Source organism: Sulfuricella sp. (assembly GCF_035531155.1).
GTDB lineage: Bacteria > Pseudomonadota > Gammaproteobacteria > Burkholderiales > Sulfuricellaceae > Sulfuricella.
Window position 1 is genome coordinate 32,435 of record NZ_DATKTK010000048.1, and the last position, 18,168, is coordinate 50,602.

Annotated in this window: 17 protein-coding genes; 7 read left to right on the top strand and 10 right to left on the bottom strand. The window is 57.6% G+C overall.

The window, feature by feature from the left end; translation table 11 throughout:
* Positions 1 to 7 precede the first annotated feature (7 nt).
* The 9 genes from VMV64_RS10245 to VMV64_RS10285 all read right to left on the bottom strand — a co-directional run bounded on the left by VMV64_RS10245 (position 8) and on the right by VMV64_RS10285 (position 10,313).
* Positions 8 to 2,830, bottom strand: a complete 2,823-nt coding sequence (locus VMV64_RS10245; protein WP_325329985.1) for a 2-oxoglutarate dehydrogenase E1 component — start codon at positions 2,828 to 2,830, stop codon at positions 8 to 10.
* A 151-nt stretch (positions 2,831 to 2,981) separates the two neighbouring features.
* Positions 2,982 to 4,274: a citrate synthase gene (gene gltA / locus VMV64_RS10250; RefSeq protein WP_325329927.1), complete on the bottom strand. Its 1,293-nt coding sequence runs from the start codon at positions 4,272 to 4,274 to the stop codon at positions 2,982 to 2,984.
* Between the two features lie 250 nt (positions 4,275 to 4,524).
* On the bottom strand, positions 4,525 to 4,815 hold the full coding sequence (locus tag VMV64_RS10255) for a succinate dehydrogenase assembly factor 2 (protein ID WP_325329929.1): 291 nt from the start codon (positions 4,813 to 4,815) through the stop codon (positions 4,525 to 4,527).
* A 29-nt stretch (positions 4,816 to 4,844) separates the two neighbouring features.
* Entirely contained in the window at positions 4,845 to 5,540 is a 696-nt protein-coding gene (locus VMV64_RS10260; protein WP_325329931.1) for a succinate dehydrogenase iron-sulfur subunit, read from the bottom strand.
* An 88-nt stretch (positions 5,541 to 5,628) separates the two neighbouring features.
* Positions 5,629 to 7,386 carry a succinate dehydrogenase flavoprotein subunit gene (gene sdhA, locus VMV64_RS10265; RefSeq protein ID WP_325329986.1) on the bottom strand — a complete coding sequence of 586 codons (1,758 nt, stop codon included), beginning with the start codon at positions 7,384 to 7,386 and terminating at the stop codon, positions 5,629 to 5,631.
* A 151-nt stretch (positions 7,387 to 7,537) separates the two neighbouring features.
* Complete coding sequence (gene sdhD, locus VMV64_RS10270) at positions 7,538 to 7,888, bottom strand: succinate dehydrogenase, hydrophobic membrane anchor protein (protein WP_325329988.1); 351 nt, start codon at positions 7,886 to 7,888, stop codon at positions 7,538 to 7,540.
* Positions 7,882 to 8,259 (bottom strand): succinate dehydrogenase, cytochrome b556 subunit, encoded by a 378-nt coding sequence (gene sdhC / locus VMV64_RS10275; RefSeq protein ID WP_325329933.1) that lies wholly within the window; start codon positions 8,257 to 8,259, stop codon positions 7,882 to 7,884. The genes sdhD and sdhC overlap by 7 nt, the downstream gene beginning before the upstream one ends.
* Positions 8,260 to 8,268: 9 nt before the next feature.
* Positions 8,269 to 9,465, bottom strand: coding sequence for a malic enzyme-like NAD(P)-binding protein (locus VMV64_RS10280; RefSeq protein WP_325329935.1), 1,197 nt, complete (start codon positions 9,463 to 9,465; stop codon positions 8,269 to 8,271).
* A gap of 113 nt (positions 9,466 to 9,578) precedes the next feature.
* A complete protein-coding gene (locus tag VMV64_RS10285; RefSeq protein WP_325329937.1) occupies positions 9,579 to 10,313 on the bottom strand; it encodes a GntR family transcriptional regulator in 735 nt (244 codons plus the stop codon).
* Between the two features lie 171 nt (positions 10,314 to 10,484).
* On the opposite strand from VMV64_RS10285, the gene prpB reads away from it, so the two are divergent.
* From prpB to VMV64_RS10320, 7 genes are all read left to right on the top strand, one after another.
* Positions 10,485 to 11,375 (top strand): methylisocitrate lyase, encoded by an 891-nt coding sequence (gene prpB, locus VMV64_RS10290; RefSeq protein WP_325329939.1) that lies wholly within the window; start codon positions 10,485 to 10,487, stop codon positions 11,373 to 11,375.
* Positions 11,376 to 11,564: 189 nt separating this feature from the next.
* Positions 11,565 to 12,716: a bifunctional 2-methylcitrate synthase/citrate synthase gene (prpC, locus tag VMV64_RS10295; protein WP_325329941.1), complete on the top strand. Its 1,152-nt coding sequence runs from the start codon at positions 11,565 to 11,567 to the stop codon at positions 12,714 to 12,716.
* Between the two features lie 102 nt (positions 12,717 to 12,818).
* Positions 12,819 to 14,279 (top strand): bifunctional 2-methylcitrate dehydratase/aconitate hydratase, encoded by a 1,461-nt coding sequence (locus VMV64_RS10300; protein ID WP_325329943.1) that lies wholly within the window; start codon positions 12,819 to 12,821, stop codon positions 14,277 to 14,279.
* A 258-nt stretch (positions 14,280 to 14,537) separates the two neighbouring features.
* Positions 14,538 to 15,050 (top strand): type 1 glutamine amidotransferase domain-containing protein, encoded by a 513-nt coding sequence (locus VMV64_RS10305; RefSeq protein ID WP_325329945.1) that lies wholly within the window; start codon positions 14,538 to 14,540, stop codon positions 15,048 to 15,050.
* Between the two features lie 55 nt (positions 15,051 to 15,105).
* The gene (locus VMV64_RS10310) at positions 15,106 to 15,606 is read left to right on the top strand and encodes a BCAM0308 family protein (protein ID WP_325329947.1); all 501 of its coding nucleotides are present in this window, start codon (positions 15,106 to 15,108) and stop codon (positions 15,604 to 15,606) included.
* A gap of 299 nt (positions 15,607 to 15,905) precedes the next feature.
* Positions 15,906 to 16,391 (top strand): hypothetical protein, encoded by a 486-nt coding sequence (locus VMV64_RS10315; protein ID WP_325329949.1) that lies wholly within the window; start codon positions 15,906 to 15,908, stop codon positions 16,389 to 16,391.
* A 38-nt stretch (positions 16,392 to 16,429) separates the two neighbouring features.
* Positions 16,430 to 17,206, top strand: coding sequence for a transporter (locus VMV64_RS10320; RefSeq protein ID WP_325329951.1), 777 nt, complete (start codon positions 16,430 to 16,432; stop codon positions 17,204 to 17,206).
* A 204-nt stretch (positions 17,207 to 17,410) separates the two neighbouring features.
* Here the strand turns inward: VMV64_RS10320 and VMV64_RS10325 are convergent, their stop codons facing one another.
* Complete coding sequence (locus VMV64_RS10325; RefSeq protein WP_325329953.1) at positions 17,411 to 18,136, bottom strand: BON domain-containing protein; 726 nt, start codon at positions 18,134 to 18,136, stop codon at positions 17,411 to 17,413.
* Positions 18,137 to 18,168 lie beyond the last annotated feature (32 nt).

Here is an 18,168-nt window from a genome sequence, read left to right on the forward strand (position 1 = left end):
TTAATTATTATTTATATTTCTTAAGAGCCGCTTCTACCAAAGCCTGTTGCTGCTCCTGATGCTTCGCAGCATAGCCCACTGCCGGCGATGCGGACGCGGGGCGTCCGGCATAGAAAAGCTGCTGCCTGGCCGACAGACATTCGCGCAGATGATGCTGGGTCTGATACCAGGCACCCTGATTCATCGGTTCTTCCTGTGCCCACACCAGCTCCTTAACCTTCTTGTAGCGTTGCATCTCGGCCGTGAATTGTACGGCCGGGAAAGGATAGAGCTGCTCGATGCGGACAATGGCGATATGGTTGAGCTTGTGCTTGCGCCGTGCCGCCAGCAAATCGTAGTAGACCTTGCCGCTACACGCCACGACGCGGGTGACCTGGTCCGGATCGGTGACGTCCACTTCGCCGATCACCGGATGAAATTCCCCTCGCGCCAGATCTTCCAGCGATGACACTGCGTCCTTGTGGCGCAGCAAACTCTTCGGGCTCATCACGATCAACGGTTTTCGATAGGGTCGTACCATCTGGCGGCGCAGCAAATGGAAAATTTGCGCTGGCGTGGTAGGCACGCATACCTGGATGTTGTCCTCGGCACACAATTGCAGGTAGCGCTCCGGGCGTGCCGAAGAGTGTTCCGGCCCCTGCCCCTCGTAGCCGTGCGGCAATAGCATCACCAGGCCGCATAGCCGGCCCCATTTTGCCTCGCCGGCGCTGATGAACTGGTCGATCACCACCTGGGCGCCATTGGCGAAATCGCCGAACTGCGCCTCCCAGATCACCAGTTCGTTCGGCTCGGCCGATGCATAGCCGTACTCGAACCCGAGCACCGCCTCTTCAGACAGCACCGAATCGATCACCAGGAAGCGCGGCTGCTTGTCGGACACGTTCTGGAGAGGGACATACACCCCGGCATCCCATTTTTCCCGGTTCTGGTCGTGGAGCACGGCATGGCGGTGAAAAAACGTCCCGCGCCCGCTATCCTGGCCGGAAATCCTCACCGCGAAACCGTTTTCCAGCAAGGAGGCATAGGCCAGATTTTCCGCCATCCCCCAGTCGAGCGGCAACTTGCCCTCGCCCATCTGGCGGCGGTCGGCGATGATCTTCTCCACCCGCGAATGCAGCTTGAAGTTGGCGGGAACCGCTGTCAGCACACCCGACAGCCGCTGCAGGTCGGCCAGCGGCACCGAGGTGTCGGCCGGGTCATCCCATTTGCCTTTCCTGAAAGGCGACCAGTCTGTGGCGAAAGCTTTCCTGAAATTCGTCAGCACCGTTCTGGTCACGGAAACACCAGCATCGAGATCCCGGCGGTAGGCGGCGATCATTTCTTCCGGGTCGTGCGGCGCAAGCACCCTCTCGGCCACCAGCCTGTCGGCGTAGAGTTTGCGCGTACCGGGATGCTGAGCGATCTTCTTGTACATCAGCGGCTGGGTCACCAGCGGCTCGTCCTGTTCGTTGTGGCCCAGGCGCCGGTAGCACACCAGATCGATCACCACGTCCTTGTGGAAATCCATGCGATAGTCGAGAGCAATTTCCGTCACCAGCAGCACCGCTTCCGGATCATCTCCGTTGACATGGAAAATCGGTGCGCCCACCATCTTAGCCACGTCGGTGCAATACAGCGTGGAACGGGTGTCGCGCGGGTCGGAAGTGGTAAAACCGATCTGGTTGTTGATGACGATGTGTACCGTGCCGCCGGTGCCGTAGCCGCGCGTCTGCGACAGGTTGAGGGTTTCCATCACCACGCCCTGACCGGCAAAGGCGGCGTCGCCGTGGATCAGCACCGGCACCACCTGGTTACCGACGAGATCGTGGCGGCGCTGCTGGCGCGCGCGCACCGAGCCTTCTACCACCGGGTTGACGATCTCCAGGTGCGAGGGGTTGAATGCCAGAGTCAGGTGCATAGCCCCGCCCGGGGTGGCGACGTCGGTAGAGAAACCCTGGTGGTATTTGACGTCGCCGGAAGCCAGTTTGCTGTGCGCGGCATGCTTGCCCTCGAACTCCAGGAACAGGTCGCTCGGCAGCTTGCCGATGGTGTTGACCAGCACGTTAAGCCTGCCGCGGTGCGCCATTCCGATCACCATTTCCTGTACGCCCTGGCTGCCGGAACGCTGAATCAGGTGATCCAGCAGCGGAATCAGGCTATCGCCGCCTTCCAGCGAAAAGCGTTTCTGCCCGACATAGCGGGTGTGCAGGTACTTTTCCAGGGTTTCCGCAGCAGTGACCAATTCGAGTATGCGTCGCTTGCTGTCGGGAGAAAATTGGGGCCGTGCCCGGTTTGTTTCCAGTCGCTCCTGAATCCAGCGTTTCTGGCTGGTATCGGGGATGTGCATATACTCGGTGCCGATATTGCCGCAGTAGGTTTCCCTGAGAATGTGCAGGATATCGTGCAAGGTAGTCTGCTCGGGCGCCACCAGGGAACCGGATTTGAAGACTTTTGACAGGTCGGCATCGGTCAGGCCGTAAGATTCCGGCAGTAGTTCCGCCACGTCAGGAATTTGCTGGCGCTTGAGCGGGTCGACGGTGGCGAGCTGTACGCCGCGGAAACGGTAGGCGTTGATCAGCTGCAGCACCGCGATCTGTTTCCTGACCAGCGCATCGACATCGGCTGCCTGCACTGGAACACAAGGCTGTTTGGCGCGTTCGGCGAAGGATTGCAGCACCGGGGAATGGGGCACATCCTTGGCGAGTGCCCCCGGCATTTTCTGCAGACGGTTGAAATACTCCCGCCATTCCTCGCCGACCAGGGCAGGATTGCTCAGGTATAGCTCGTACAGCTCCTCGATGAACGGCGCATTACCGCCATAGAGTGCCGAGTTGTCCAACATCTCCTTCATTACGCCCATATTCTTCTCGTCTCCTCCGTGTGGTTCCAGAGCGTTTTACCTGCACCGGGCAAAGAGTGAAGAGTCATGAGTGATGGGTAAAAGCAAAGGCGTGGCCGCTTTTGCTTTTATCCATCACTCATCACCCATCACGGTTATTCGGTTATTCGCGCTGAGATATAGGCACAAAATCCCTTTTCTTCGGCCCCAGGAACAACTGGCGCGGACGACCAATTTTCTGTTCCGGGTCTGAAATCATCTCGTTCCATTGACTGCTCCAGCCGATGGTGCGGGAAATGGCAAAAATAGCGGTAAACATGTTGGTCGGGATGCCGATGGCGCGCAGCACGATGCCGGAATAGAAGTCCACGTTGGGGTAGAGCTTCTTGGCAATGAAATACTCGTCCTCAAGGGCGATGCGCTCCAGTTCGAGCGCGATCTGGAACAGCCGGTCGTCTTGGGCGCCGAGTTCCTTCAGCACTTCGTGGCAGGTTTGGCGCATCAGGTTGGCGCGCGGGTCGAAATTCTTGTACACCCGGTGGCCGAAACCCATCAGGCGGAAGAGATTTTTCTTGTCCTTGGCGTGTTCGATAATCTTCGGGATATTGGAAACGTCGCCGATTTCCTCCAGCATCTTCAGTACCGCCTCGTTGGCGCCGCCGTGGGCTGGACCCCACAGCGAGGCGATACCGGCGGCGATGCAGGCGAAAGGATTGGCGCCGCTGGAACCTGCCAGTCGCACCGTCGAGGTCGAGGCATTTTGCTCGTGATCGGCGTGTAGCGTGAAAATCCGGTCCATAGCCCTGACCACTACCGGGTTGGGCACGTATTCCTCGCACGGCGTGGAGAACATCATATGCAGAAAGTTCGCCGCGTAGGAGAGTGAATTTTTCGGATAAGCGAAGGGCTGCCCGGTGTTGTATTTGTAGCTCATGGCCGCGATAGTCGGCACCTTGGCGAGCAGGCGGTGGGCGGAAATTTCGCGCTGATGAGGATCAGACACGTCGCTGGAATCCCGGTAAAAAGCGGACAGCGCTCCCACCACTCCCACCATCACCGCCATAGGGTGGGCATCGCGACGGAAGCCCTTGAAGAAGCTGGTCACCTGGTCGTGCACCATAGTGTGATGGCGGATGATGAAATCGAATTCCTGCTTCTGCTCCTTGGTGGGCAGCTCGCCGTAATAAAGCAGGTGGCAGACCTCGATGAAATCCGCGTGCTCGGCCAATTGCTCGATGGGGTAGCCACGGTAAAGCAGCATCCCTTCGTCGCCGTCGATGAAGGTGATTTTCGAGCTGCAGCTGCCCGTCGACATGAATCCCGGGTCGTAGGTGAACACCCCGTGTTTCCCCAGATTGCGGATATCGATTACATCCGGGCCGAGGGTGCCGGAAAGAAGCGGCAATTCGATTTCTGCGCCACCGTCGATTCTGAGATATGCCTTGCGTTCGCTCATGACTCGTATTTCCTTCGATCAATGTTTGGTTTTGGCAATGCTGTTCATTTAAGCAACCGTCCCATGTAGGTTGGGTTAGCAGCCTTATCGCGTAACCCAACAGACCCAAACATTCAAAGCCTATGTTTAAAGGGAAGCTTTAGGTTTGTTGGGTTACGGCGCTAAAAGCCGCGCCTAACCCAACCTACATATGATGCATCCTTTACGTAAACAGTATTGGGTTTCAAAGACACCGCTAACAACGCCGGCATCAGCTTCCGCGCAGTAACTGCAGCACCGTTTTTATTTCATCATCCCCACAGGTTCCGCTGTCCTGGATCAGTCCCCATAAATCCGGGTCGGAATAAGCCAGCAGATCCTTGAATGCTTCCACTTCCTGCGGCGTAAGCCGCTCGAAATTCTGATCCATAAATCGCGCCAGGACAATGTCGAGTTCCAGCATGCCGCGCCGGCAGTCCCAGCGGATACGGCTTGCGCCGTGATGGGTAATGGGTAATGGGTGAAGTGCAAACGCTTCCCCCTCTTCCTCAATTCCTCCCATTACCCATTCCTCATCACCCATCACCCGTTTTAAACAGTTCTCTTGACCAGCATTTCCTTGATCTTGCCTATCGCGCCGGTCGGGTTCAGTCCCTTTGGGCAGACATCCACACAATTCATAATACTGTGGCAGCGAAACAACCGGTAGGGATCCTCCAGGTTGTCCAGGCGCTCGTTGGTAGCTTGGTCGCGCGTGTCGGCGATAAATCGATAGGCCTGCAACAATCCGGCCGGGCCGACGAATTTATCCGGGTTCCACCAGAACGACGGGCAGGCAGTGGAGCAGCATGCGCACAGGATGCACTCGTACAGACCATCCAGCTTTTCCCTGTCTTCGGGTGATTGCAGACGCTCGATTTCCGGTTCCGGCTCGTTGTTGATGAGGTAGGGTTTGATCGAGCGGTATTGTTTGTAAAACTGGCTCAAATCCACTACCAGATCGCGAACCACCGGCAGGCCGGGCAACGGACGCAGTTCGATCGGCTGCTTGAGTTCGGACAGCGGCGTAACGCAGGCGAGCCCGTTGCGTCCATTGATATTCATGGCGTCCGAGCCGCACACCCCTTCGCGGCAGGAGCGGCGAACGCTCAGGGTTTCGTCCTGTGCCTTGAGCAGCAGGATGGCATCGAGCAGCATCATGTTGCCGGCATCGATATCCAGCTCATAGTCCTGCATGTGAGGTTTGGAATCGGTTTCCGGGTTATAGCGGTAAATCGAGAAACGCATTCACTTCTCCTGGTGATGGGTGACAGGTAGTGAGCAATGGGTGATGAGTGATGGAAAAATCCATCACCGTTTACCCATCACCCATTACTCAATACACCCTCGCCTTCGGCTTGAAAGGCTCAACCGTCAACGGTTTCAGCCGTACCGGCTTGTAATCCAGCCGGTGTCCTTCGCTGAAATACAGCGTATGCTTCAGCCAGTTATTATCGTCACGCTGAGGGTAGTCGTCGCGTGCATGGGCGCCACGGCTCTCCTGGCGCGCCGCTGCCGAAATCATCGTCGCCAGCGCTACCCCCATCAGGTTTTCCAATTCCAGCGCTTCGATCCGTCCGGTATTGTAGATCTTGCTGTGATCGCGTAGCGCCACATCCGGCAGGCGCGCAGCAATTTCCAGCATTTCCCTGACCCCCTCCTGCAGCACCTCTTCCTTGCGGAACACGCCGCAATGCCTTTGCATGGTCTTGCGCATCTGTTCGCGCAACTCGTCCACGGTAATGCCGTCGCGCTTGGCATCCCAGCGGCTCAGACGTGCCATGGTCAGATCCAGGGCGCCATCCGGCACGTGCCTGGGGAACGGGTTTTCCTTCAGGAACTCGATGACGTGGTTGCCGGCGGCGCGTCCGAACACGATCAGGTCGAGCAGTGAATTGCTGCCCAGACGGTTGGCGCCATGTACCGAAACGCAGGCGCATTCGCCGATGGCGTAAAGCCCGATCACGGCCTCCTCCGGGGCAGTACTGGTCGGCATCACCACCTGGCCCTGCAGATTGGTGGGAATGCCGCCCATCATGTAGTGCACCGTAGGCACCACGGGGATCGGCGCCTCGATTGGGTCGACATGGGCGAACTTGATGGAAAGATCGCGGATGCCCGGCAGGCGCTGCTGGATCACCTCCGGCCCGAGATGGTCGAGCTTCAGCTCGACGTAATCGCCGTCCTTGCCGCAGCCGCGCCCTTCGTGGATTTCCACTGCCATGGCGCGGGACACTACATCGCGGCTGGCAAGGTCCTTGGCGTTGGGCGCGTAGCGCTCCATGAAACGCTCACCATTCTTGTTGACCAGATAGCCGCCCTCGCCGCGCACCCCTTCCGTCACCAGCACACCGGCCCCGGCAATACCCGTCGGGTGGAACTGCCAGAATTCCATGTCCTCGAGCGGAATGCCGGCGCGCAGCGCCATCCCGAGGCCGTCGCCGGTATTGATCAGGGCATTGGTCGTGGCGCTGAAAATGCGCCCGGCGCCCCCGGTTGCCAGCAGCGTTGCGCGCGCCTCGATAAAGATCGGCTCGCCCGATTCAATCTCGAGCGCCACAGCACCCAAGGCATAGCCGTGACCATCCGTCACCAGATCGACTGCGAAATATTCTTCGAAAAAATGGGTCTTTGCAGCGATATTGCGCTGGTACAAGGTATGCAGCATGGCGTGGCCGGTGCGGTCGGCAGCGGCACAGGTGCGCATCACCGGCGCTCCGCCGTAATCCTGCGTCATTCCGCCGAACGGGCGCTGGTAGATTTTGCCATTCGGCAGGCGGTCGAACGGCATGCCGAAGTGCTCCAGCTCTATCACTGCCTCGTTGGCCTGTCGGCACATGAATTCGATGGCATCCTGGTCACCCAGATAATCCGAGCCCTTCACCGTGTCGTACATGTGCCAGTGCCAGTTGTCCTCGCTAACGTTGCCCAGGGACGCGGCAATGCCGCCCTGGGCTGAAACGGTATGGGAGCGGGTCGGGAATACCTTGGACACTACCGCCACCTTGAGATTGGCGTGGGACAGTTGCAGCGCCGCGCGCAGGCCCGCCCCGCCGCCGCCGATGATCAATGCATCAAAAGTACGCTTCTGAATCACGCTTGTTCCTCGCTGGAAAAATGGTGGAACATCGGCGGCAGGCGGTGATTCGCGGACGGGCGCATCCCCGCTTCGCGGGGCCCCTGCTTCCTGCTCACACCGCCCCGCCTCATGATCAATGCATCAAAAGTACGTTTGGCGATGGCCACTATCCGATACTCCATAAAATCTGCACCGACCATGCGGTACAACCGACCAACAAGAGTATGACCAGCGCCTCAGCTGTCAACCTGAGCACGGTGTGGTGCACATAATCCATCAAGATGTCCCTGACCCCAACCCAGGCGTGGAGGTAAAGGCTGAGCAGGAACAGCAGGCTGGCAAGGCGCATCCACTGGTTTTGAAACAGACCGCTCCATTCAGCGAACTGGAGCGGCTGATGGGTCAGCAGGAAGGCCGCCAAAAAGAGCGAGTAAAGCGCCATGACGACGCCCGTGATGCGCTGCATCAACCAGTCGCGCAGGCCGTAATGGGCTCCGCTGACGATGCGCTCTACCATAATAGCCACCCCCCTATCATCGCGGTCAGCGTCAGGCTGAAAGCCACGACCAGCCAGCTGTTCCGACGGGTCTTGTCCAGTTCCATGCCGAGGCCCATATCCATGGCGATGAAGCGCAAGCCGGCAAAAAAATGATGGGAATAGGCCCACAACAGGCCAAGCAACACCAGCTTGACCAGCGGACTTCCCAATCCCTGCCTCACCTTCTCGAAGTCTGCCGGGGACCCTAGCGTAAGCTGGAATACGGCAAGAAACAGGGGGATAGCGATAAACAGCAGCGCTCCGCTGACCCGGTGCAGGAAGGAAACGACACCCGGCAAGGGCAGCTTGATCTTGAACAGATTAAGATACTTGGGGCGTCGGTTTGCCATCGCTCGTCCCTATTCGACCGCGTTGGCCACTGCCTGCGGAATGCGGTCGATCAAGCGGGGATCGAACGGCTTGGGCAGGATGTATTCCCTGCCGAAAGCCATTTCCTTGGCATTGTAAGCCTTGAGCACCTCTTCCGGCACAGGCTCGCGCGCCAGCTCGGCCAGCGCTTTCACGGCGGCGATCAGCATTTTCTCGGTGATCTGTTTGGCGCGTGCGTCCAGCGCACCGCGGAAGATGAACGGGAATCCCAGCACGTTGTTGACCTGGTTGGGAAAATCGGAGCGCCCGGTGGCCATAATCAGGTCGTCGCGCGCCGCATGTGCTTCACTAGGCAGGATTTCAGGATCGGGATTGGCCATGGCAAACACGACCGGTCGGGGCGCCATGCTTTTTATCATCTCCTGGCTGACCAGGTTGGAACTGGAAACGCCAATGAACACATCCGCGCCATTCATGGCATCCGTCAGCGTGCGCAATGGGGTATCCCTGGCGAATTCCTGCTTGTAGGCATTCAGGTCGTTGCGTCCGGTGTGGATCACGCCCTTGCTGTCCACCAGCAGCATGTTTTCCTTTTTCGCGCCCATTGAAATCAACAGGCGCATTCCTGCCAGTCCGGCAGCGCCGGCGCCGAGACACACCAGCTTCACGTCCTCCAGCTTCTTGCCCTGTATTTCCAGCGCGTTGAGCAGGCCTGCGCAGATGATTACCGCGGTGCCGTGCTGGTCGTCGTGAAAAACCGGAATGTCCAGACGCTCCTTGAGCGCCTTCTCGATCACGAAGCAGTGCGGTGCGGCGATATCCTCCAGGTTGATGCCGCCGAAGGTCGGCGAAATGTTGACCACGGTTTCGATGAAGGACTCGATGCTGGGCGCGTTGACCTCGATATCGAACACGTCGATATTGGCAAAGCGCTTGAACAGGACGCCCTTCCCTTCCATCACCGGCTTGCTCGCCAGCGGCCCCAGATTGCCCAGGCCAAGAATGGCGGTGCCGTCGGTGATTACCGCGACCAGGTTGCCCTTGTTGGTGTAGCGGTAGGCGTTTTCCGGATTTTTGGCAATTTCGCGCACCGGCTCGGCCACGCCAGGGGTGTATGCCAGGGAGAGATCCAGCGCTGTGGCGCAGGGCTTGGAGGATTCGACCGAAATTTTTCCCGGCCGGGGAAACTCGTGATAATCGAGAGCCTGTTGATTCAAGGTGGTCATGTTTCTAGTCCTTAAGTTCAAAGTCCTGTGTGCTGAGTAACGTAGGATGGGTGGAGCATAGCGATACCCATCTTGAGCGGCCAATATGATGGGTATCGCCCCCCATCCTGCATTTATCCCAAGTCGTTCAGATAGCAGTGATGTTGTGTGTTGCAGCGGCTGATGCGCCATTCCACCGGCTGATCGCCGTAAGTATAGGCCACCCGGTCGATATCCAGCAGCGGCGCATTCGGCGGGATGCCGAGCAGGCTCGAAGCGGCTTCGTCCGCCGTGACGGCCCGGATACGCTCCTCGGCACGGATGATCCGGGTGCCGTAGCGGGATTCGTAAAGACTGTAGAGCGTACCCTGAAACTCGGTGATCAAAGTATCGTTGAGTCCCTTGAACAGGATGGCGGACAGGCAGATATCATCCAGAATCACCGCCTCTCCCGAAAACCGGAGCAGGCGGCGCACCATCATGACCGGCGCCCCGCGCTTCAGCCCGAGCCGCTCCGCGGCAGTGCTGTCGGCCTTGCCGCGCTCGCAATGAAGCACCTCGCTGACTGGGAATTCCTTCTTGCCGCTCAGCTCTACGATGCGCAGAAAACGGTACTGAGTATGCTCCTCGGTATGGGTGGCGACGAAGGTCCCCTTCCCCTGGCGCCGCACCAGAATGTTTTCCGCTGCGAGCTCGTCGATCGCCTTGCGCACCGTTCCCTGGCTGACCTTGAACCGGCTCGCCAGTTCCAGCTCGCTGGGAATCACCTCTCCCGGCCGCCATTCGCCTGCCACAAGGCTTTGCGTGATCAGAATCTTGATCTGCTCATAGAGCGGTCTGAATGTAGGAGTCGAATGCGATTTGGTCATGGTTTGCCCTTGTTTTCTAACCCTAGCACGATCAATAATAATTATCCACTATCTTATATAAGACATATTACATAAGCTAATTATTGACATATACTTTATTCGACCACATTATACCCATTCTTGGAATTTATGCTTTGTAAAACAACAGCGCTTCCCACAAAGAGGTAAGACATGACCGAGGTTCCATCTGCTGGTGCGCGCTTCCGCGCCGCCGTCGCTGCCGAAAAACCCCTGCAGGTAATCGGCGCAATCAATGCCTACCATGCCAAACTGGCAGAACATACGGGCTACAAGGCGCTCTATATCTCGGGCGGCGGCGTGGCGGCGGGTTCGCTCGGTTTGCCCGACCTCGGCATATCCACCCTCGACGACGTACTCACCGACGTGCGCCGCATTACCGACGCGACCAATCTGCCGGTTCTGGTGGATATCGATACCGGCTTCGGCGGCGCCTTCAACATCGCCCGCACCGTCAAATCGATGATCAAGTTTGGCGCGGGCGCCGTGCATATCGAGGACCAGGTCCTGGCCAAACGCTGCGGCCACCGTCCCGGCAAGGCGATAGTCTCCCAGGCGGAGATGGTGGATCGCATCAAGGCCGCTGTGGATGCCAGAACCGATCCAGCTTTTGTCATCATGGCCCGTACCGATGCCCTGGCGGTAGAAGGCTTGCAGTCCGCCATCGACCGCGCCTGTGCCTGCGTCGAGGCGGGTGCGGACATGGTCTTCCCGGAAGCGATCACCGAGCTTCACATGTACAAAAAATTCTCTGAAGTGGTAAAAGTGCCCGTGCTCGCCAATATCACCGAATTCGGCTCGACACCGCTCTATACTGTTGAAGAGTTGGCGGGCGCAGACGTTTCCCTAGTGCTCTATCCGCTATCCGCTTTCCGCGCCATGAACAAGGCCGCGCTGAACGTCTACGAGTCCATCCGCCGTGAAGGATCGCAGAAGAACGTGCTCGACCAGATGCAAACACGCATGGATCTGTACGAACACCTTGGTTACCATGAATACGAGCAAAAGTTGGATGAGCTGTTTTCTCAAGGAAAAAACAATTAACCGAAAAACCGCTTTTATCCACAGATGAACACGGATTAACACAGATAAAACAATGTGTTGTTGAAGATTTGCGATTCACCCTATAAGATGATTAAGATGAGAAATGTAACTCATTGATAATCTGTGTATATCTGTGTTAATCCGTGGCTGAACTGTTTTTTTATAGGATTAACATTTGGAGATTGACTAGTGAGTGAAGCTATCCCAACCCCGAAAAAGAAAAAATCGGTCGCCCTGTCCGGCGTAGTGGCCGGCACTACGGCAGTATGCACCGTCGGCCACAGCGGCAACGACCTGCACTACCGCGGCTACGACATCCTAGAGTTGGCGGAAATGTCCACTTTCGAGGAAGTGGCTTACCTGCTGGTTCACGGCGCACTGCCCTCCCGATCCGAGCTTGACGGCTACAAGCACAAGCTGAAGTCGCTGCGCGGCCTGCCTGGGCCATTGAAAACCGTGCTCGAACAAATCCCCTCCTCTGCGCACCCGATGGACGTCATGCGCACCGGCTGCTCGATGCTGGGCATCCTGCTACCCGAAAACACCGACCGCAATATCGAGGGGGCGCAAGACATCGCGGACAGGCTGGTCGCCTCATTCGGCTCGATGCTGCTGTACTGGTACCACTATTCGCGCAACGGGAATCGCATCGAAGTGGAAACGGACGACGACACCGTGGCCGGCCATTTCCTCCATCTCCTGCACGGCAAGACGCCTTCCGACCTCCACAGCAGGGCGCTGGACATATCGCTGATCCTCTATGCCGAGCACGAGTTCAATGCCTCCACCTTCACCGCCCGGGTGATTGCCGGCACGCTGTCCGATATCCACTCCTGCATCACCGGCGCAATAGGCGCGCTCAGAGGCCCGAAGCACGGCGGCGCCAATGAAGCGGCGATGGAGATCATCCAGCGCTACCGCAGTCCTGACGAGGCGGAAGCCGACATCCGTAGCCGCATCGCGCGCAAGGAAATCATCATCGGCTTCGGCCATCCGGTCTACACCATTGGCGATCCGCGCAACATAGCGATCAAGACCGTGTCGCGCCTGTTATGCGAGGACGGCAGCAACATGAACCTGTTCGACATCTCCGACCGTATCGAATCGGTGATGTGGGAAACCAAGAAGATGTTCCCCAACCTCGACTGGTATTCGGCCTCCAGCTATCACATGATGGGCGTGCCGACCGAGATGTTCACCCCCCTGTTCGTGATCGCCCGCACCACCGGCTGGGCGGCGCACGTGATCGAGCAGCGCATCGACAACAAGATCATCCGACCGAATGCCGAGTATGTCGGGCCGGAGAACCGCCCTTACATGCCTATCGAGAAAAGGGCTTAAATTCGTAACCACGAATGTTCACGAATCATTCGTGGCAATTCGTGAACATTCGTGTGAATTCGTGGTTAATCTGATTTTCTGTAAATTTATTAAGGAAACTGCATGTCCGCCCACACTTCCAACGTCCGCCCCGAACCCGATCAGGTTTTGGTGGATATTGCTGACTACGTCTGCGATTACGAAATCAAATCCGCGGAAGCTTACGATACCGCCCGCTACTGTTTGATGGACACCCTGGGCTGCGGCCTGGAGGCACTTTCCTATCCGGCCTGCACCAAGCTGCTCGGGCCGATCGTGCCCGACACGGTGGTACTCAACGGCGCCAGGGTGCCCGGGACGCAATTCCAGCTGGACCCGGTCAAAGCCGCGTTCGATATCGGTGCCATGGTACGCTGGCTGGACTTCAACGACACCTGGCTTGCCGCCGAATGGGGCCACCCTTCCGACAACTTGGGCGGCATCCTCGCCACCGCCGATTGGCTGTCTCGCACCCGCGTGGCGCACGGCAAACCCGCGCTGACCATGAAGAATGTGCTGACCGCCATGATCAAGGCGCATGAAATCCAGGGCGTGCTGGCGCTGGAAAACAGCTTCAACCGTGTCGGGCTGGATCACGTGATCCTGGTGAAAATCGCCTCCACCGCCGTCGTCACGAAGCTTCTGGGCGGCTCGCGGGATGAGATCATCGACGCCGTGTCAAACGCCTGGATCGATGGACAAGCCCTGCGCACCTATCGCCACTCGCCCAACACCGGCCCGCGGAAATCCTGGGCGGCAGGTGACGCCACCAGCCGCGCAGTACGCCTGGCGCTGATGACGCTCAAAGGCGAAATGGGCTACCCCTCTGCCCTTACTGCCAAGACCTGGGGTTTCTACGACGTCCTATTCAAGGGCAATGCCTTCAAGTTCCAGCGCCCCTACGGCTCTTACGTGATGGAGCAGATTCTGTTCAAGATTTCCTTCCCCGCCGAGTTCCATTCCCAGACCGCGGTGGAAGCCGCCTTCCAGCTTCATGCCAAGGCGGGTGACCGGCTGGACACGCTGGAGAAGATCGCACAGATCGACAAGATCGTCATCACCACCCACGAATCAGCGATCCGCATCATCGACAAGAAGGGCCCGCTGCACAATCCGGCCGACCGCGACCACTGCATCCAGTACATGGCCGCCGTTGGCCTCCTGAAAGGCCATCTCACCGCCGCCGATTACGAGGACGCAGCTGCTGCCGACCCGCGCATCGACGCCCTGCGCGACAAGATGGAATGTGTCGAAAATCCTCAATACACCAGGGATTATCTCGACCCCGAAAAGCGCTCCATCGCCAACGCCCTGCAAATCTTCTTCAGGGACGGCACCCAGTCCGAAAACATCGCGGTCGAATACCCGATCGGCCATCGCCGCCGCCGCGCGGAAGGCATCCCCGAGCTGGTCAAGAAATTCAGGGTGAACCTGGCGCGGAGATTCCCTGCCAAGCAGTCGAATGCGATCCTTGGGTTGTGCATGGATACAAAACGCCTTGAAGCAACGACGGTGAACGAATTTATGGACATGCTGGCAATCTAGGGAAGCGCTGATTTGTTCGCTCCGTTCGGGCTGAGCCGTGAGCTTGTCGAACGGTCGAAGCCATTTCTAACATTATGATTTACATAGAATGCCCTTCGACGGGCTCGGGGCGAACGGATTTAATCAGCGTTTTCCTCGCAGCGTGAAACCGCGCTCATTGCCAACAACCGCACAACCCGAACCTGCCTAGCCATCCCAGGCGCTCCCAGAACGTTTGACTATAATGACTATAGGCAAGCCGGAACAGCAGGAGGCGTCATGAAGGCATTGATCATCAGCGCAGACCATTTCGAGGATACCGAACTTCTGGTGCCCTACTACCGCCTGAAGGAAGAAGGCTTTGAGGTGGATATCGCCTCCATTTCCAGGGGAAAAATAAACGGCAAGCACGGCTACGAAGTCAGTGTAGACAAGGCACTGCGCGACGTTCATGCCAAAGACTACGACATTCTCGTTCTTCCGGGCGGCAAGGCGCCCGCGGCACTGCGCAAGGAACAGGCCGCACTGGAAATAGTGAAGGATTTTTTTCGCAGCAACAAGCCGGTCGCAGCCATCTGCCACGGTCCGCAACTATTGGTCACGGCGGGCGTCCTCATGGGGCGACGCGCCACCTGCTACCATTCTGTCGCCGAAGAACTGAAAGAAGCCGGCGCCCTGTACGAAGACAGCGAAGTGGTGGTGGACGGCAACCTGGTCACGTCCCGCCAGCCCTCAGACCTGCCCGCTTTCATGCGGGAAACCATCGGGATGGCGTCAAAAACCGTGCGTTGAGCCCGTCCCTGCACAATGTATAATGTATCCCGACACGACAACCAAGGAGAACAAAATGAAAACCCGATTCGCCGGTTTCCAACCCATCCGGCCTGACCGTCATATTTGGGGGCAGGAGTATCGGCATGACGCCTACAAAGCCAAGCACAAGCTGCCCGAACCCACGGCTTGCCCGGTCTGCGGTGCCGTATATCATGAAGGACGCTGGCAATGGGCGCCCAGACCGGATCAGGCCCACGAGGAAATGTGTCCGGCCTGCCATCGCATCCATGACGAGTTCCCGGCTGGATTTGTGACCGTGGGCGGGCAGTTCTTCAAGGAACACCGGGAGGAATTGCTGCACCTGGTGAAGAACGAGGAAGCAAAGGCCAAGGCAGAGCATCCCATGGAGCGGATCGTCAAGATCGAAGACCAGGATGACGGTGCCCTGGTCACCACCACCGGAATCCATCTCGCCCGCGGCATCGGCGAAGCGCTGCATCACGCTTACAAGGGCGAACTGGAATTTCACTACAACGAACAGGAAAACCTGCTGCGCGTAGTGTGGGAGCGCTAAACGCACTGTTTTCCAAATGCATGGCCAACTCGCATTACAGATGGATATGGGGAAGCTCTTGCTTGCCTGTATCCACCCCGTTTTTATCACATTAAACCGGCAGATTACGCAGATTTAATTTCCCGTCAAAACCCGCTAGAAGTCTCGCTCTCCACTTGATCTGAGCAATAAGTTACCGATAGGCAAATTGACACCATGCGCCCCCTTACGCTTAGATGGGTGCGACCTCGTTACCCGCACTCGGAATAATCCTGTCGGGAACGCATGGTGCGTTTAATTTTCTGCAAAGGAGAACTCTCATGTTCAGCAAAAACAAAATCCTCATAGCCATCAGCGCCGCATTCCTATTGAGTAGTGCCGGCCTGCACGCAGCCGATGCAACCGCTACGACTACTGGTACAACTGCCGGCACCACTACCACCGGCACGACTGCCGGCACCACCACTGCTGGTACGACTACCGGTGCCACCACTGGCACGATCACAATCACGACGACCCAACAACCGGCAAGCCAGGCACTTACCAGCATCAACAAAAATCTGGAAAAGAACCCGGATAATGCCGGCCTGAAAAACGCCAGAAGCCGCCTGGAACGCAACCAGGAGCGCCGTGAAGCGAAGGAAACCGAGCGCGTCGAGAAACGTATTGAAAAAATGGAGCGCGTAGAAAAAGTTGCGCGCCCTGAGAAGATCGAGCGCCCTGAGAAAGTTGAGCGTCCCGAAAAAGTAGAGCGTCCCGAAAAAGTAGAACGTCCCGAAAAAGTAGAACGTTCAAGCCGTTCCTAACATTTCCTACACTATCGGATATTTTCATGATCAGCAAAATGCGTAAAACCTTAACCGCGAGCGCGATTGCCGCCTTGGCCGCATTTTACGGCCAGGCGGCCAGCGCCGCGGAAGCGGGTGATTTCAGCTTCACCACCGGCCTTGACTATAGTTCAGGCAAGTACGGTGGAACCCAATCGACCGACATCCTCTACATCCCGTTTATCGGCAAATACGAAACAGGCCCCTGGTCATTCAAGCTGACAGTACCGTACATTCGCGTCACCGGCCCAGGCGGTGTGGTAAAGGATATCGGCGCGGTCAAGGCGGCCGGTACCGAGCGTACCACCGAGTCCGGGTTGGGTGACGTGGTTGCCGCAGCCACATACAACATTTACGGCAGCACTGGCGCCAACCCGTTGTTGATCGACCTGACCGGCAAGGTCAAGTTCGGCACTGCCGATGAAAACAAAGGGCTGGGAACCGGCGAGAACGATTACGCAATCCAGGCCGATGCCTACAAAACCATCGACCAATTCACCGCCTTCGGTACCGTAGGCTACAAGGTATTCGGCGAGCCCGTGGGTATCAGCCTGGATAATGTTTTCTACGGCTCGTTGGGCGGAAGTTACAAGTTCAACCCACAAACGAGTGCCGGCCTGATCCTGGATCTGCGCCAGAAGGCAACAGCAGCCGGCGCACCGCAAAAGGAACTGACTGCTTTCGTCAGCCATAAAATCGACAAAACCTGGAAAGCTCAGGGCTACGTCCTACAAGGTTTTGCCGATGGCAGCCCGGACTGGGGTGGTGGCGCGATGGTCTCGTACGCCTTCTAGTTCAATAACCCTAGAAAAAGCAGTTCAGCCACGGATTAACACAGATTATCAATGAATTACCTTTCTCAATCTTGCACACCTTTTTGGTGAATGGCAAATCTGCCACAACACATTGTTTTATCTCTGTTAATCCGTGTTAATCTGTGGCTGGCTGTGGTTTTTAGGATAACAACGAAGCTTAATCAACCGCATACAGAAGCTGCGTTATGCTTTAACTTCAATGCGGTTGATTACCTTGTCCACGGCGAATAGGTACCAGGCGTCGAGTTCGGCCATTTTTTTCTCCTCCTCGTCGCCAACGAGCCCCTCCAGGGTCACCACGCAGTTGCTGACGCTGGCGCGGATCTGGTCGGCGTGAACCAGGGGGTCTTTCTCCAGTACCAGTCGCAAGGCGTCGGCGACTTCATCATCACTGTCTTCCTCTGGCGGCATCACTTCCAGGCCGTTGACCACATCGCGGCAGCCGGGCGTCCACCATGCCAGCACTCCGGCCAGGCGCTTGTGAGACAGGCTGAGCACTTCGCCGTCCAGGGTGATCACCCCATTTTCCACGGATGCCACTATCGTTCCCGCCGGCTCCACGCCCGCATTCCTGAGTGTTTCCACCCGCTCCTTCTGCCAGACTTTCACGGTAGCATTGAATAAGTTCGGCTCCTGTAACAGGAAACTGCACACGGCATCGCGAATATCGCCATCTTCCCTGCGTTCCGAGGGGATAACCCGCAAGCGGTCTATCACACCCCTGACGCCGTCTTCCGCTCCACCCAGCTCCAGGGCGAGTTTCTTCGCTGCAATGTCCTGCACCTCGCCTTCCAGCGTCAGCACGCCGTTGTCGAATTCCATGGCGATGGGGTGATGGTGCAGATTAATGCGGTGCTCCCGTTCGAAGGCCGCCCGAATTTGCTTCAAAACCGCATCGCTAGAATCCATAGTCCTGTCTCCTGATTTTTTGCCGGCCCCGG

What these genes read in the sequence shown, in the direction of transcription:
- VMV64_RS10245 (WP_325329985.1), bottom strand. Translation starts at nt 2,830, where the DNA reads ATGAAGGAGATGTTGGACAACTCGGCACTCTATGGCGGTAATGCGCCG.
- gltA (WP_325329927.1), bottom strand. Translation starts at nt 4,274, where the DNA reads ATGAGCGAACGCAAGGCATATCTCAGAATCGACGGTGGCGCAGAAATC.
- VMV64_RS10255 (WP_325329929.1), bottom strand. Translation starts at nt 4,815, where the DNA reads ATGGGAGGAATTGAGGAAGAGGGGGAAGCGTTTGCACTTCACCCATTA.
- VMV64_RS10260 (WP_325329931.1), bottom strand. Translation starts at nt 5,540, where the DNA reads ATGCGTTTCTCGATTTACCGCTATAACCCGGAAACCGATTCCAAACCT.
- sdhD (WP_325329988.1), bottom strand. Translation starts at nt 7,888, where the DNA reads ATGGTAGAGCGCATCGTCAGCGGAGCCCATTACGGCCTGCGCGACTGG.
- sdhC (WP_325329933.1), bottom strand. Translation starts at nt 8,259, where the DNA reads ATGGCAAACCGACGCCCCAAGTATCTTAATCTGTTCAAGATCAAGCTG.
- VMV64_RS10280 (WP_325329935.1), bottom strand. Translation starts at nt 9,465, where the DNA reads ATGACCACCTTGAATCAACAGGCTCTCGATTATCACGAGTTTCCCCGG.
- VMV64_RS10285 (WP_325329937.1), bottom strand. Translation starts at nt 10,313, where the DNA reads ATGACCAAATCGCATTCGACTCCTACATTCAGACCGCTCTATGAGCAG.
- prpB (WP_325329939.1), top strand. Translation starts at nt 10,485, where the DNA reads ATGACCGAGGTTCCATCTGCTGGTGCGCGCTTCCGCGCCGCCGTCGCT.
- VMV64_RS10300 (WP_325329943.1), top strand. Translation starts at nt 12,819, where the DNA reads ATGTCCGCCCACACTTCCAACGTCCGCCCCGAACCCGATCAGGTTTTG.
- VMV64_RS10305 (WP_325329945.1), top strand. Translation starts at nt 14,538, where the DNA reads ATGAAGGCATTGATCATCAGCGCAGACCATTTCGAGGATACCGAACTT.
- VMV64_RS10310 (WP_325329947.1), top strand. Translation starts at nt 15,106, where the DNA reads ATGAAAACCCGATTCGCCGGTTTCCAACCCATCCGGCCTGACCGTCAT.
- VMV64_RS10315 (WP_325329949.1), top strand. Translation starts at nt 15,906, where the DNA reads ATGTTCAGCAAAAACAAAATCCTCATAGCCATCAGCGCCGCATTCCTA.
- VMV64_RS10320 (WP_325329951.1), top strand. Translation starts at nt 16,430, where the DNA reads ATGCGTAAAACCTTAACCGCGAGCGCGATTGCCGCCTTGGCCGCATTT.
- VMV64_RS10325 (WP_325329953.1), bottom strand. Translation starts at nt 18,136, where the DNA reads ATGGATTCTAGCGATGCGGTTTTGAAGCAAATTCGGGCGGCCTTCGAA.